Below are 14,079 nucleotides of genomic sequence, written 5' to 3'. Positions count from 1 at the left end.
GGAGGTATCGCGGTGAAGGATCCACCAGGGTGCAGGGTGCAGGGAGCCCAGGCCCAGGGGTGATCTATTGTCAGAGCGAATGGGTGAATTACTCGAAGACACCGCAACTGGAAGGGGTTCTGGTATGGATCTAACGAAGTACGGTCATGCTTGTGTTCAGCTCACAGAGGGCGCAACTACGATCGTGATCGATCCTGGTGCTTTGACCCCGGAGCCCGAAGCCTGCCATGGCGCCGAGGCAGTACTAATTACTCATGAGCATTTCGACCACCTCGATCAAGGCATCCTTGAAGCCGCTGTAGCGGCCAGGCCAGATTTGCGGATTGTTACATGTGCAGGCGTTGCCCAGAAGCTAGAGGCATCCAAGCGCGTTCGAGAGCATGTGGAAGTGATGGAGGACGGCCAAACGGTCTCCATTGGTGACTTTGAGATAGCAGCCGTTGGATCATTGCATGCTTACAGCCACCCTGACGCTAGCCCTGTGAACAACATCGGGTTCCTCATCAATGACACAGTTCTGCACCCCGGTGACGCGCTGACGGATGTTCCCGCACCCGTCCTTCTGGCTCCCGGGCAAGCTCCCTGGCTGACAGTTCCTGCCCTGGTCGAGTACATCCGTACACGGCAACGGGATCATGTGTATGCAATTCATGACGGGTTGCTCAACCATTGGGGGCTGCAAGTATTGGACTCCGTCCTCGATATCGAAGCCCGACGTGCCGGACTTGATATCAGACGCCTCCTCGTCGGCGAAACCGTTCATCTCTGACCTCGAATTAGAACTCCCGACCGAGACATCGCTCGTGGTCGTGGTCCCATGAGCCCAACCGGGGAAGGCAGAGCTACCAATCTCCAGCCAACCCCGCTGCTCCCGGCTGGAACTGTCCACGACCCACCCGGGGCGGTAGAAACTGAGGTGGAAGCACCAACCGTCGCAGCGACTGATCCTCCCACCTTTGCGAAGACGACACCTGCATCCACGCTGGCGGTGGTCTGACGCGAAGCGTTGGCGGCATCTCACGGCTTGGTGGGGGCGGCCAAAGCCGGCGCCCCGGGTGCGATGAGCAGTGCGCCGGCAGCTAGCGACGAGGTGAGGACTGTACGGAATACTTGCGACATTTCAGAGCCCTCGTATGGCCTGGAAGTGGCGTGGAGTCTAGGCAAGCTCGCCGTAAACAGTGAGGGTGTATTCGGTATCTTCAGGGACTTCAACGCGTAAGCTCACGATTGGGCCGTTGTTGAACGGAATGGTTCCATGATTGAAAAAGCCCGGGCCGCAGGTATCGCTACCGTACGAGTACTGCTCAGCATCGGTTTCTGTTCCTGCTCGAACTTCGTAAGGTGCGTCATTTGCGCACGTCACAAATATGGTTATGTTGCTGTACACGGATGTAGCTAACTCAGCGAAATCTTGTGTACCTATTCCTGAATACTGACCGACAAGTTCAGAGGCCCGAACGACGGCCGGTGTTCTGTCGGGGTATTCCTCGTAATATTCAACGGGGTCAGTAATAAGAATGTTTGACTCAGAAGGGTTGGATTCAGAGTCTGCTGCTGACTGAGCGATAGCGGGAGTTGGTGCATCGTCAGCCTCGTCGATGTTGGCGCAAGCCCATCAACAGTGAGGTACTGTCCGCTTCTGCGACTAACTTTTTCCCGACCGGCCGTTTCGGCACATCAACTCCATCTGAATTCCTACTAGTAGAACCTTCCGTTTATTTCGGAATTATTCCAACCTAGGGGAGGATCGGCAGGAAGGCCAACCCGATTAAGGATTTTTTTACTTTTCTATTTCGCGGCAAAATATCAGACGTATTGGTATTTATAAAGTGACTATTGAATTACGGCCCTGGATACTCGGAGATGCTCCCACCCTTTGCACCGTGTACCAGGAAGATACAGATCTCCACGTGCAGTTCGGGGGTGCAAACCTCTCCACGCTCGAACTCGCGCGTCATCACATCAGTGAGCAGCTTCCCTTCAGTGAATCATTCTGCAATTGGGCGATCAGCGTTGACGGCGTTGCGGTAGGCAACGTCGGCCTCTCAGCGATCGACCGATGCCATAGGACTGCCTGGGTGTTCTACTGGCTTGCCTCCGCAGCTCGAGGAAACGGGTATGCCTCCCGCGCACTTGCGACCGTCGCAGACAAAGCCTTTGAGGACGGTCTCTTCCGTCTTGAGCTAGGACATCGCGTCAATAATCGGGCATCTTGCACAGTAGCTACCCGGGCCGGGTTCATCATCGAAGGACTTGAGCGACAGAAGCTGCAGTACGGAACTGAGCGATTCGACGTCGAGACCCACGCCCGACTCCAGACCGACCCACGGCCAGAAACGGAACCCATCCCGACTGCCCGCTGAACGCTGCCTGACTGGGACGACGACGGGTGTCAGCAGTCGTATCGCTCTAGGGAAAGCGTTGCTTACTCAACTTGCTCCGCATCGTCGTTGGAGTAGCGATACTCATAGCGAAGGCTTCTGATCTGTCGGATCGCCATAAAGGCCAGAAGGGGCCCGAGAATAATTGCTACAACGGCTACGACAGTTGCTTGATTCGAGGGTTTCCAGAAGGCGAGAAACACCAAGGCGACAGTGAGCCCGCTGTAAGCCATGGCTTGCAGCGTCCACCAAATAGTGCCACGACGTACCGTCGGATGGGCTCGTTCATTCATGTCATCTCCAACTTATGGTGAAGCCTCACAGTTGAGGCTTTCGATCTCGAGCTTAGTCTTAGTAAACGCAGACTCAATTGCTTTCAGCATCGAGCGATGAAGGATCCTTTACCAGGAATCCTCAGCGGGCGGAGTACGATCTCAGGTATGAATGCTTGCGTTGTCCTGCGAAGGCGCCGACATGAATAATGATGCAGTTGATTTCCTCGCCATCTTGATTCCGCTTGTCTTAGTTCTTCTGATAATTGCGTTCGTACTTTGGAGCAACCGGAACAGAAGAACAGAGCGGAAGGCGGGCGAGCCCTGGATTCGAATAATTCGAGATAAACCTGACGAGAGTCCAAACACACGTCCCCGCTAGTACTTTGTTGCGCCATCGATGAGGTCAGTGCAGCTCCGTCTTTGGCTGTCCAACCGAACACGATGTGGCGGTGGGGGACCCTCAATGCGCATGGCCGATCCCATCATCCCGGGTACGCCAGCTTGGGCTTGCCGACGGTAGGCAGGCACACTGAAAGCAAAAGCTAGTTACTTTACGAACGGAACTCCGCGTATGAAGAACTGGAAAGCGCCGACCAGGATCCTTCTCTTATTCGGAATCTGCCTCGCTGTATTTTTCGTGCTGCGCTTCCTCGTACCAACCGAGTACTCACTACTGGTTCTTGGCATTCCTGGAGCTATTTTTGTCAGTTACATGGCGAATCTTGGTGCGAACATGGTCCGCAATCCACCACCTCCGCCCGGCAAGTCTGATGATGTAACAAGGGTGGACCCGCAGTAAGTCCCGAGACGGAGTTCCCTCGACGGATCCGCTTACGGATAAAAACCGTGCCTCTTATTCTCGGTTACGCTCAAGGAATGTACTCCGAACTGAATCCGCAGGTAATCGTGCTGAACGGAGGCTCGAGCTCTGGAAAGTCGTCAATCAGTCGAGCTCTTCAGGAAATGCTTCCAGGCCTGTGGCTGACATTCGGTGTTGACACGTTTATTGAGGCACTTCCCAACCGTGGTGATAGTCCACGGGCGGGAATTACTTACGTACAGGACGGCACGATCACCTTTAGTGCTGCGCACCGTGCTCTGGAGCTCAGTTGGTACACGGGGCTGAGCAGTATGGCCAGGGCGGGGGCGCACTTGATTCTTGATGAGGTAATGCTCTCCGGCGGAACCGGACAGGAGCGTATACAGTCGACGTTTGCCGGCGTGAGCATGGTGTGGGTGGGAGTGCGCTGTGCTCCTGAGGTTGCCGCGTCCCGAGAAGCACAACGGCCCGATCGGGCGGAAGGAATGGGACGGGCACAGGCTCTGAGCGTGCACAACGGAGTGATCTACGACTTTGAGGTCAGCACCACAAATCGCTCGACTGAAGACTGCGCGCGCGACGTCGCAGGCTGGCTCGCGCTATCAGCGGGCCTTGAATAGGCCCGCAGAGACTGAGGTCAGTCTATTTCCTCGAAAGAGAAGACTTCAGTGGTCATGCCAATGCGAACCGTGAGCCAGCGCAGGCTTTGGGCGCCCTCTCCGATTTCGAAATTAAACCGTGAACCCGGTGTCAGCTCTGATTCCAAGGCTTCGTTGTTGGACTCATCAACGCCTCTGATCAACAGCAGCTGGCTACAGTCTGAGGTTTTGATGTTCACTCCCCAAAATGACGGCGTCTTTGAACTTCCATGTTCATATCTTCCATCCGCCTCGGTGACGGTGCATGCAATCAATGCCCGATGACTGTCACTGCTGTCCCAGGCGGCGATCGTGAGGGGACCAGCAACGAGCAGCAGGCCCAGAAAAACGACACCGAGGATCACCGTCCGGAGAAACCAGACCTTCCCCCGTCCCAGCACCGGAGGCTTGCCCGTTGGATGATGCCGACCCGCGTGCCCGGCTGACGGTGAATTGTTCAATTCATTTTCCCGGTTGGTGTTCCGAAGCGCGGAGTTCGCTCTCGGGATGTGTGCCTGCAGGGGATTCTGTTGGGTTCATGTTCAGTATCCTTCCAGACGGGAGGCGGGCAGCGGGCCATAGTCGCTGCAATCAGAGACCGGCTGGTAAACCGTTTCTTGCGAGAGCATGACGCCAAGTGAGCCCCCGAATCCAGCTGCTAGAACCTGTGCATTTGTGAGCTGTATCCATCAGCAGATCCAACTGATGCTCTCCTCGCCATGTGATGAGTTTGTTTTCCTGCTGGCCATCGCTCCGCCACATCCGCGGCGGCATAATCAGTTGGACGTCGTGCCGCATGGCTATCTCGTTCGGGCCGGCCTCAAGTCGCAGTGCTGAATACCGACACCGCGTACTAGGTAGCCGTGTCGGCCGGTCTCTTCAAAAGAGCTCGCGGATTGCGGCTTCTTCAGGAGATTCACTGGTCCTGATTGAGCCAGCCTGCACTCGAACCCCGGATATCGGAACGCCCTCGTGAGTGAATACTAGGAGGTGCTCGTCGTCCACGTAGCAGGGCGGCTTTACGGATTTCACTATTCATGTCCACATTCTTCTCCGTGACCGGTTCCCTGGAGCGCAGTCACTTGGTGAGGGTTAGCCGAGAATGGCACAATGACGCGATGAGCGGCGACGACGAGTGGTGGGACATCTTGGACTCCGGGGGAACGCGAACCGGAGAGATGTTTCGCAGGGGTGCTGAGGCGTTGCCGTCCGGGTCCTTTCATCTGGTTGTCGCGGTCGGTGTGCAGCGTGAGGATGGGGCAGTTCTGCTAACCCAGCGTGCAGCTAATAAGGAGTTTCCATTTAGTTGGGAGTTCCCGGGCGGGAGTGCTCTGGCTGGTGAATCGAGTGCGGATGCAGCGAGCCGGGAACTGCGGGAGGAATCGGGTCTAAATGTGGAGCCATCCGCGCTGACACCAATTGGCCGGTTCGCCGAGACATCAGCTCTCCTCGACTTTTACGTCGCGCGTGTAAGGTCGAATGCACGACTGGCTCTGCAGCGTAGCGAAGTCACAGCCGCCGAGTGGGTGATACCGGAGGTGGTCGAACGACGGCTGGCTGCCGGCCTAATGGCAGATCCGTGGATTGCCAGGCTGGACACGCTTTGGCCTTCGATCAAGCGCGCGCTGAGCGTTCCAAGGTCCTGGTGAGGGGACCCCCTACCAGGCACCGGCAGGTCCAGCGTTGCGCTTCAAGGCCAGCGCCATAAGCACTTCGTCTCTATCTCCTCCGGGTAACCGAAGCGCTTCTGGCCACCGTCCGATTTCGCGCCACCCGCACGACTGGTAGAAGCCCTCAAGGCCCATACCCGCCCGCACTTCGAGGCGCAGGTGTTCCAAAGCGAGATCCTCGGCCGCTGACCGAGCCACCTCCGTCATGAGCGCGCGCCCGACGCCGCAGTTTCGGAAATCCAGGGCTGTCTGGACCCGAAGAACCCGTGCCCAATGGGCGGTGAGTTCACTCGAATTGCCAGCCAGGAGCAGCCAACCCGCCAGCTCGCCATCCAGCGTAGCGATCAGGATGCGGTTTGCTGCCACGTCCAACGACCGAACCAGAGCGTCAATCGACTGTAAGACTTGCTCATCCGCAACTGGCGGGAAGGGAAAGCCCACCGCACCCCCGGTGTTGGACACGTCCCGCCAGCATTTTAGAAGCTGATTCCGGATGCTGGGCCCGACCATCGCCGGAGTCGTCAGCCACGACATTTGAAGCAGTTCAGTCATCCTCAGAGTCTTCCAGAGGAAAGTTGGCCCGTTAGCCGATCCCTCGGTGTTTATCTAGAACGACTACTTTCGAGTGATCGCGGAAGCATGCAAGGTCGGCTGCGTGGACCCTGCGGCGGACACAACGTAATGTGCGGACAGCAAGGTCAGAGCGGCAGGCCTCGTCGGGAGGAAAGCGTGATCAAGCGGGAGAAACGTCGTTTCAACTGGCTACTTGCTGCCATTGCGGCGTCGATTGCAGGCGGTGTGGCGATGTTCTGGCAGTCGGGAACCTGTACGGACTTTGTTGCCGTGGCGGGTGAATGCAGCCTTGGGCCGTCGCTGTCCACCATCATCGTGGCGGTAGTCCTTTGGGGCCTGGCGGTGGGGCTTCTCTGCGTATGGTGGAGCGAAGATCGGCGAGCGTGAAGGCGGGCCACAGAAAGTGGGGGAGTGCCGGGACGAGCCGGTGACGCGTCCGGTAAGGGATCCATGCCGGACAATCGGATATCCCAAGCGGTCGCTTCTATGAATCGTGAGAACATCACTGAGTGATCGACGACACTACGCTCCAACTGCCGCCCCTGTATGAGTCCCTGACCTGGCTCACCCCGCTTTCCGAGGAACGTGCCGCACACCTTGTAGCGTTCTTGTCCGACCCGGCGCCGGCTGAGGTTCTGGACATGGGGTGCGGATGGGGTGAACTGCTGCTTCGGGTTTTGACGTCCGCCCCGCAGGCACGGGGACGAGGAGTGGACAGTGCTTCGGCATCCATCGAACGGGCGAGGCAACAGGCATTGACTCGTGGGCTGCTCAACAGGGTGACGTTTGATTTGATGCCCGGGGTAGAAGCTCAGGATCGCCCCGCAGACGCTGTCATCTGCGTCGGCGCGAGCCAGATCTGGGGGCCGCCGGTAGAGGACGCGCAGCCGCTCGACTACGCCGCAGCCCTGCGCGCCCTTCGAGCTCTGGTGCTCCCCGGCGGCCGACTCGTCTACGGCGAGGCGATCTGGTCAGCCCCACCTCATCCGGCTGCTACGGCCCCTCTGGCTGGACGTGATGACGAGTACCTGACATCTGATGCGTTATGCGAGCAGATCAGCGGCGCTGGTTTCGAGGTGGTGGATGCCGACCATGCCAGCGTTCAGGAGTGGGACGTCTTCGAGGCCGGATATCGCGACAGGTTCACCCGTTGGCTGGAAGCACATGATGCCCACCATCCCGCCGCTGGGCAGGTCCGGCGGCAATATGAGGAACAACGCGCTGCATATGAAGAGGGCTACCGAGGCGTACTCGGGATGGCGTATTTCTGCCTAAGGGGGTAGGAGTCCGGGTCGTCCGCCTCAGATAGTTCCCGACGGCAGTTGTAGCATCGTAGCTTCCGAGCGGCACCCGGGCATTCAATCCGTTGAAATGCAATTCTTCAGCTGCCCTTCAAAACCGGCACTGAACACAATTGTGTTTCTGCAGCTTCCCCTCACCGGAGCGGTCGAGCATTGAAAAGAAGATGTGGCACCGGTACTGAGATTTCCAAAAAGAGCTGGCATGGTAATCCCGGTCCGGGCAAATACAGAATTGTCGTTAGGATTGGCAGGTTCGCTCCCAAGTACCCGGATTGAGTCAATGAGCCGCAAAAGCAATCAGCTGGTCCGACCCCGTAACAGGCCGGACTTCGGCTTGCCTTGGATCCCTGTTTTTCTCGGAATTACCTCCCTCCTTATTGGAATCACCGGACTCGTGGTGACCACGCTGCAACCGGCCTCCGAGGTCAAGATCATTGTTGAAGGCCAGCAACCCTGGAATATCTCTCAGGAAACGGTCGAAGCGGCGCTTGATGAACCGGTTGCTTCCTGGCGGCCGCTCACCCTCGTGGTCACCGACCGGACATTGAGCCTTGAGGAACAGCAGGGGAACCTTGAACCGGGCACCGATATCCTGCTGAGCACCCGGCTCCCGGAACCCAACAAGGAACGTGCCCCCTACGACACGGTCAGGCAGATACAGGCCGTCGGCAAGGTGGGAATCCGTCCGGTCTTCGATGACCCGGACCAAAACCTTGTCGCAGGCCAGGACATCCACGATGCCTACCAGACCAACGTAGGGCTGGGCCACGGGCCGCTGGCCGTGGTGGCCGCGGCGCAGGAAGCCTCCCTGGAACTCTCCGACCGGTCTGACCAATCATTCTGGCCATGGCTCCTGGGTACCGTTCTGGGTCTGCTGCTGACGGCGTTCGCCATGTCAAAGGCTCTGAAGCGCCGCTCCCTGTGGGAAGCCCGCTTCCGTCGGCTTACCGCCGCTCAACGTCGTCTAGCCGGGGTGGTCCTGGATCTTGAAGCTCTGGAAGTCACCTACCGTGCCGTCGATCCGGAACAACGCCCGCCGGGGTTCACCGAAGCGTGGACCAAGGTGCGCGATGCGTCTTTAGACTTGGCCCGCACCGAGAAAGAAGTTGTTGCGGCTGTGCGCGGGCGCAGCAGCGGCATGACAGCGCGGACCGCCAAAAAGGTGGAAAAGTTCGAAACCCAGGTCTCGGACTTGGTGGCAGCAGCCGACGCTGTGATGGAGGCCGGCACCGTCATTGGAGATTTCGGCAGTGGTGAAACTACTTTTCAGCGGCTGGGCGCACCGCTGGCATTCGCCGCCAGGGAACTGTTGACGCGCCTGCGCGCCGCCCCGGCCGGCGCCGTCGAGCCCCAAATGATCACCAGCCTCGAATCTGCGCTGGATTCACTGCTTGAGGCCGGTGCCGGCACGGCGGGCGGCACCGAGCCGGCTGTGCATACCTGGGAACGGGCGGAGCGCGGACTCAAACGCCAAGCGCAGACCCTCTCCCGAATGTTGCGCCATATGCTGCCCCGGCGCAGGCTGCGCCGCATGCCGGCGCGTCCCGTCGTGGTCCCGCGGCCCACCGAAGACCTGAGCGTGTTGCGCACGAGCCTCGGCCTGGCCCCCCAGGGGTCCCGCCGTTCCCTGGATGCGCTGGATGCAGCAAACGCCATGGCCCGCGAAGTTTTCGGCAGGCTACCTGAATTCGATGATGCTCAGGAAGAGGCACAGACACGGCGCAGGCTCCCGGCGAATCCCAAGCTCCGCAAGGGCATCGGCCTGGGTGTCAAGGTGCTGGCCGGGCTCGTTGCGGGGTTCGTTGCGCTCCTCCTGAGTTTGACGGCCATGTTCAGTATCGATGATGCTTCCGGAACCTTGCCGACCGGATCCAGGCCTTTGGAGGCGTTGCGCTTTGAGCCGGACGCCGGCGGGTTTGATGTGGAAAAGATCCGCCGCGACGTAGAAGACAATTTCATGGAAGACCTGGAAGTGATGGTGGTTGCCGGAGACGCGGAGGACGACCTGCTGCTCAGTATGGATTATGCGGTGAATGCCCGGAAGTACGACCCGGATGATCCCATGGCGAGCTCGCGCGTCGACGCCAACCATCTGCTGGAAACCATGTGGAAGCTCAAGGCCCAATACCCCCACTTGGTTGACGAGAGCACCGGAGAACTGCTCCCCGGGCAAGCGGTGCTGCCCGTATATTTCTTCGATAACGGGTACACGACGGTGCCAGCGTGGTTGACTTCGGAGGTCTATTACGCAGATGCCCGCCGGATGGGCCGATTCAACTGGGATACCAGCGAATTCTTCATTAGTAAGCCCGAGGAAGCGGTGTCCGAATCTCTGGAGCAGATCTCCAAAGCCCAACAGTGGAACGGCTACACGTGGCAGATTCGTGACTCGGACCCCCTGTTGCTGCTCCTGTTCCCGATCATGGGGATTGTCCTGTTCATCGGTTACCAGGTGCTGCGCTACGGCGGCAGCATGTCCATGCGTCTGGGCCGCTTCGGCAAGGACGCTGCCAGGTTGCGCACCGTCCGTAAGGATCTGGAGGCATTGACCATGGGGCTGGACGATTCGCGGCTCAACGCGGTGTTAATGTTCGATCGCGGTTCGGCACCGCTGGCGGCCGATAGTGACCAACGGCTTTTCGAAAGTGCGTTGGCCGTGGCTTGGCGGATGGCCGAGGAACTCGCGTCCCGCCCGTTGGCCCAGCGCCTCGGCCCGGATTACACGGATCAGATCCGCAGGTTCGAATACCTGGTCTCGGTGCTCTCGGTGCGCGATACCGATGTTGCCTGGCGCGCCCAAGCCCTGCTCGACGCCGAACGCGAGGCCTAGAACGGAACTAAGCCCGATCCTCTGCGTCCGGACGAGCACAGTTGATATCCCGGCCCGAAACCAAGGTTTGCGGGCGGCCTGTAGCGTGTAGGCCATGAAGAATCTACCGCTGTCGCTCGCACTTGCCGCTTTCTCGGGTGCGCTCACCCTGAAAAGCCCGGCTGACTTCTCCCCGGGGATGCGCCGCGCCTACGTCCTCGCCCCCGGCGCCGCCCTTGGCATCATCGCAGCCACTGCCCTGCGGAGGGGCGTCAAGAAAGGGCGGAAGCTGGCTGCCGCCGGGAAAGTCGACCTCGTCACCCCGGCCGTTGCCGGCTCCAACGACGACGACGCCGGCAGCACCGCACCTGTCCCTTCCTATGTGCGCGCAGATGTAGGCGCGGCGCGGGTTCCGGCGTGGACCTTGACCTCACTGGCGGCGACGGTGGGCGTCGCCGTGAGCGGGTTCCTGGCATTGAGCCTGGTGCTGGACAAGCGAATCGAAACGTGGTTGGTCCGGCGCGGGGTGGCACGGCCGCGCCTGGTGATGGCGGTCGTCACTGCCGCGAGCTCCCTGGTCCTGGACCAGGTGGCGGATTCTAAGGATTCCGGGGGCGCCCGCCAGTAGACCCGCCGGATGGTGTCCCTGACCGGGCGAGGCTGAACCGCACAGGGCTTAGTTCAGCGATCAACTGAGGACTCGGATGACGACTTCCTGAGTCGATCAAGAATCCAGGCTGGGGTCATGGCCATAGGTAGTCAGGTGACTGGCCCGTTCGACGCGGTCCCGGGTGGATCTGCTTCAGAGGATCCGGGTGCCGCTGCTCGGAGCTTCGCCCAGTGGGCCAGCCGTTCGGCAATGGCCCGCTCGTACCCGCGCGCGGTGGGTTGGTAGAAGGTTTCCCTTGGCATGCCGTCGGGGAAATAGTTCGCACCGGAGAATCCGGTCTCGGTGTCGGGGTCGTACTGGTAGCCGTCGCCGTAGCCGAGGTCTTTCATCAGCCGGGTCGGGGCATTCAGGATGTGCGCCGGCGGCGTCAATGACCCGGTTCGTTTCGCCGCAGCACGCGCCTTGCGGAACCCGCGGTACACGCCGATGGACTTCGGTGCGGTGGCGAGGTAGACGACGGCCTGCGCGATGGCGAGTTCGCCTTCGGGCGAGCCGAGGCGTTCATACACGTCCCAGGCTGCGAGGGCCTGTTGCACGGCCTGCGGGTCAGCCATGCCCACATCTTCGTTCGCGAACCGGGTGATGCGGCGGGCAATGAACAGGGGGTCCTCACCGCCGTCGAGCATCCGCGCCACCCAGTACAGTGCTGCGTCCGGGTCCGAACCCCGCATGGCCTTGTGCAGGGCGGAGATCAGGTTGTAATGACCTTCCTGCGCCTTGTCATATAGCGGTGCCCGTTTCTGCACCGCCGCAGCAAGCGCCGCCGTGTCCACGGGTGCAGGAAGGTCATGGATCTGTTCGATCATGTTCAGCAGATAGCGGCCGTCACCGTCCGCCATCGCAACCAGCGCCTGCCGGGCATCATCTGTCAGCGGCAGGGGCGCGCCGAGGAGATCCTCTGCCCGGGCGATGAGGGTCTCCAGCGCGGCGTCGTCGAGGCGTTTCAACACGAAGACCTGGGTTCGGGAAAGGAGCGCCCCGTTGAGCTCAAAGCTCGGGTTTTCCGTCGTCGCACCGACGAGGACGATGGTGCCGTCTTCGACATAAGGCAGGAACGAGTCCTGCTGGGCACGGTTGAACCGGTGAATCTCATCGACGAACAGCATCGTGCCCTGGCCGACCTCACGCCGGCGCTGCGCCGCCGAGAACACCTTTCGGAGGTCAGCGACGCCGGAGAAGGTGGCGGAGAGCGGTTCGAACGCCAGATCCGTCTGCTCGGCGAGGAGCCTGGCGATCGTGGTCTTCCCGCACCCCGGCGGACCCCACAACACCATGGACACGAGCCGGTGCGCATCCACCATCCGGCCGATCGGAGCATCAGGTGCGAGCAGGTGGTCCTGCCCGACGACGTCGCGCAGGGTGCGGGGGCGGAGCCGGTCGGCCAGAGGCCGGGAGGCGTCGTCGGCCTCGAACAGGGATGGTGTGTCGTTCACGAGCGCTCCGGTTTCAGGCCACCTGCGAGGTCGTAGGAGGTGTAGATGAGGTCCTCGATCAGCTCCGGCGTGATCCCGGCCCCGGGGCCAATAGAGATCCAGTGCTGCTTGTCGAGGTAATGCCCGGGGACGATCGTCGCGTGGTCGCGGCGGAGTGCGTCACCGTAAGGCGGGTCGATCTTCACAGTGATGATCTGCAGATCAGGGTCGTCCTCGGTGACGATGAGAAAGACTTTGCCGCGCACTTTCCACACGTCCAGATGCGGGGTGAACGGACGCCCGCGGCTCACATCGTTAAGCGATGCCGCTGTGTCGCGGGCAATCTGCTGCAGCCGCGCTCCGGAGAGCGTCATCGCTTGTCCCGCACGTTGAAGACCTCCTTGTCAGGCCTGAACGGATGCGTCCAGAGGCGGATTGAAGCTGATACGTAACGAGTGTACGCACGCCCGGTCGTCGAGCAGGGACCCAGTGATGGCGCCGCACCCTGGAGTGAAGCCGCTACCCCAAACTGCCTGCTGCCGAGCGGCCGCGGCGGTACTCAAGAACGGAGCAGGTTAGGAACCCAGCTGCAGCCAGGACCATGCAAAGGAGCGACGCCGGCCCCCACCATTCCGGCAGCTGTTCAGCCAGCAGCACCGCGCCCACACCGAAAACGATCGAGGCACCGAACAGGCGGCGGCTCCAAGCAGTCATATGCACAGCCTAACCGCAGCATTCTTCTGGTCTTGCCATTCTCCGGCGATCGGGGGACAACCAGGAGAAAGTCTCCGCTCTGGCTAGACTCGGGGCCATGACAGCTTCCGTTCTACTGCAGCCGCTAGCCGGTGCCACACACGGAATCCGGGTGACGTGATGGCACTGCCTCATGGACAACTGGGCTCGTCCACGATGGGTCTGGTGGCGGGTCTCGGACTTGCAGTCGCCGGCTGGTTCGCCATCGGACCCGATCACCTCGTCTACGCGTTTGTTGTCCAGGGCGCCTTTCTCTTCATGGCGCTCCTGATTGGTCCGGTACTGGTGGACGTTGCACGCCAGCGCTACCGGGTCAAACCATTCGAGCCACGGATTTACACCCTGCTGGGAACGGAGGCATTCCGGCGCTTGCTCGGCGTCGTCGGCTGGAACAGGATCATTATGCAGATGCGTCGGACAGAGCAAGGAGCGTCAGGAAAAGCCCGCTTCCTTCGAGGGACCGAGCAGTCCGAAACCGGTCACCTTCTCGGCTTCTCCGCTACCGCAGTACTGGCCATCATGGCCGTGGCGGCATCACACCCTCGAGGTGCTGCACAGATTCTGTTGATCGGGGTGATCCTGCACTTGTATCCCGTCATGATCCAGCGCATCACCCGCTTCAGAATCACCAGCCATCGAACCAACATCAAGGAAAGCGGACGCTGAAGGATTAATCCGGGCCGCATGCACAGTGGATTTACGTCGGATGAATTGGGTTAATCAGCGGCTACGGTCACTTCTCGGCCGAGGATCATTGTTATGAGGTCGTCCAGAGTT

General features: G+C 60.3%; 16 protein-coding genes. 9 read left to right on the top strand and 7 right to left on the bottom strand.

The genetic code is table 11. The features are described 5' to 3' along the window. Positions 1-124 precede the first annotated feature (124 nt). Positions 125-769 (top strand): MBL fold metallo-hydrolase, encoded by a 645-nt coding sequence (locus KG104_RS11035; protein WP_207347036.1) that lies wholly within the window; start codon positions 125-127, stop codon positions 767-769. Positions 770-1,156: 387 nt separating this feature from the next. On the opposite strand, the gene KG104_RS11030 is transcribed toward KG104_RS11035, so the two are convergent. Beyond that, positions 1,157-1,387 carry a hypothetical protein gene (locus KG104_RS11030; protein WP_146067230.1) on the bottom strand — a complete coding sequence of 77 codons (231 nt, stop codon included), beginning with the start codon at positions 1,385-1,387 and terminating at the stop codon, positions 1,157-1,159. A gap of 442 nt (positions 1,388-1,829) precedes the next feature. On the opposite strand from KG104_RS11030, the gene KG104_RS11025 reads away from it, so the two are divergent. Continuing rightward, the gene (locus KG104_RS11025) at positions 1,830-2,363 is read left to right on the top strand and encodes a GNAT family N-acetyltransferase (protein WP_104161248.1); all 534 of its coding nucleotides are present in this window, start codon (positions 1,830-1,832) and stop codon (positions 2,361-2,363) included. Positions 2,364-2,425: 62 nt separating this feature from the next. On the opposite strand, the gene KG104_RS11020 is transcribed toward KG104_RS11025, so the two are convergent. Then, a complete protein-coding gene (locus KG104_RS11020; RefSeq protein ID WP_104096790.1) occupies positions 2,426-2,674 on the bottom strand; it encodes a hypothetical protein in 249 nt (82 codons plus the stop codon). Between the two features lie 858 nt (positions 2,675-3,532). Between KG104_RS11020 and KG104_RS11015 the strand changes: the two genes are divergently transcribed. Beyond that, positions 3,533-4,096, top strand: coding sequence for a chloramphenicol phosphotransferase CPT family protein (locus tag KG104_RS11015; protein ID WP_237686888.1), 564 nt, complete (start codon positions 3,533-3,535; stop codon positions 4,094-4,096). A 17-nt stretch (positions 4,097-4,113) separates the two neighbouring features. On the opposite strand, the gene KG104_RS11010 is transcribed toward KG104_RS11015, so the two are convergent. Continuing rightward, positions 4,114-4,575 carry a hypothetical protein gene (locus KG104_RS11010; protein WP_207347035.1) on the bottom strand — a complete coding sequence of 154 codons (462 nt, stop codon included), beginning with the start codon at positions 4,573-4,575 and terminating at the stop codon, positions 4,114-4,116. A gap of 657 nt (positions 4,576-5,232) precedes the next feature. Between KG104_RS11010 and KG104_RS11005 the strand changes: the two genes are divergently transcribed. Continuing rightward, positions 5,233-5,763, top strand: coding sequence for an NUDIX hydrolase (locus KG104_RS11005; RefSeq protein ID WP_207347034.1), 531 nt, complete (start codon positions 5,233-5,235; stop codon positions 5,761-5,763). Between the two features lie 9 nt (positions 5,764-5,772). Here KG104_RS11005 and KG104_RS11000 read toward each other — a convergent pair whose 3' ends face one another. Beyond that, positions 5,773-6,336, bottom strand: a complete 564-nt coding sequence (locus KG104_RS11000) for a GNAT family N-acetyltransferase (RefSeq protein WP_207347033.1) — start codon at positions 6,334-6,336, stop codon at positions 5,773-5,775. Positions 6,337-6,513: 177 nt separating this feature from the next. On the opposite strand from KG104_RS11000, the gene KG104_RS10995 reads away from it, so the two are divergent. The 4 genes from KG104_RS10995 (at position 6,514) to KG104_RS10980 (ending at position 11,095) form a co-directional block, all read left to right on the top strand. Further along, complete coding sequence (locus KG104_RS10995) at positions 6,514-6,744, top strand: hypothetical protein (RefSeq protein ID WP_207347032.1); 231 nt, start codon at positions 6,514-6,516, stop codon at positions 6,742-6,744. A gap of 122 nt (positions 6,745-6,866) precedes the next feature. After that, positions 6,867-7,640: an SAM-dependent methyltransferase gene (locus tag KG104_RS10990; protein ID WP_207347031.1), complete on the top strand. Its 774-nt coding sequence runs from the start codon at positions 6,867-6,869 to the stop codon at positions 7,638-7,640. Positions 7,641-7,938: 298 nt separating this feature from the next. Continuing rightward, on the top strand, positions 7,939-10,488 hold the full coding sequence (locus KG104_RS10985; RefSeq protein WP_216202310.1) for a hypothetical protein: 2,550 nt from the start codon (positions 7,939-7,941) through the stop codon (positions 10,486-10,488). 94 nt (positions 10,489-10,582) lie between these two features. Then, positions 10,583-11,095 (top strand): hypothetical protein, encoded by a 513-nt coding sequence (locus tag KG104_RS10980; RefSeq protein ID WP_207347029.1) that lies wholly within the window; start codon positions 10,583-10,585, stop codon positions 11,093-11,095. A 131-nt stretch (positions 11,096-11,226) separates the two neighbouring features. Here the strand turns inward: KG104_RS10980 and KG104_RS10975 are convergent, their stop codons facing one another. The 3 genes from KG104_RS10975 to KG104_RS10965 all read right to left on the bottom strand — a co-directional run bounded on the left by KG104_RS10975 (position 11,227) and on the right by KG104_RS10965 (position 13,263). After that, positions 11,227-12,570, bottom strand: coding sequence for a replication-associated recombination protein A (locus KG104_RS10975; RefSeq protein ID WP_237688584.1), 1,344 nt, complete (start codon positions 12,568-12,570; stop codon positions 11,227-11,229). Then, the gene (locus tag KG104_RS10970; protein ID WP_104053988.1) at positions 12,567-12,923 is read right to left on the bottom strand and encodes an MmcQ/YjbR family DNA-binding protein; all 357 of its coding nucleotides are present in this window, start codon (positions 12,921-12,923) and stop codon (positions 12,567-12,569) included. The genes KG104_RS10975 and KG104_RS10970 overlap by 4 nt, the downstream gene beginning before the upstream one ends. A gap of 145 nt (positions 12,924-13,068) precedes the next feature. Further along, positions 13,069-13,263 carry a hypothetical protein gene (locus KG104_RS10965; protein WP_207347028.1) on the bottom strand — a complete coding sequence of 65 codons (195 nt, stop codon included), beginning with the start codon at positions 13,261-13,263 and terminating at the stop codon, positions 13,069-13,071. Between the two features lie 159 nt (positions 13,264-13,422). Here KG104_RS10965 and KG104_RS10960 point away from each other — a divergent pair, with 159 nt between their 5' ends. Further along, positions 13,423-13,968 (top strand): glycosyl-4,4'-diaponeurosporenoate acyltransferase CrtO family protein, encoded by a 546-nt coding sequence (locus tag KG104_RS10960; RefSeq protein ID WP_237686935.1) that lies wholly within the window; start codon positions 13,423-13,425, stop codon positions 13,966-13,968. Positions 13,969-14,079: the final 111 nt, after the last annotated feature.

Source organism: Arthrobacter sunyaminii (assembly GCF_018866305.1).
Lineage (GTDB): Bacteria > Actinomycetota > Actinomycetes > Actinomycetales > Micrococcaceae > Arthrobacter_B > Arthrobacter_B sunyaminii.
Note: the sequence above shows the minus strand (reverse complement) of the source record. Positions and strands in the feature narration are given on the sequence as shown.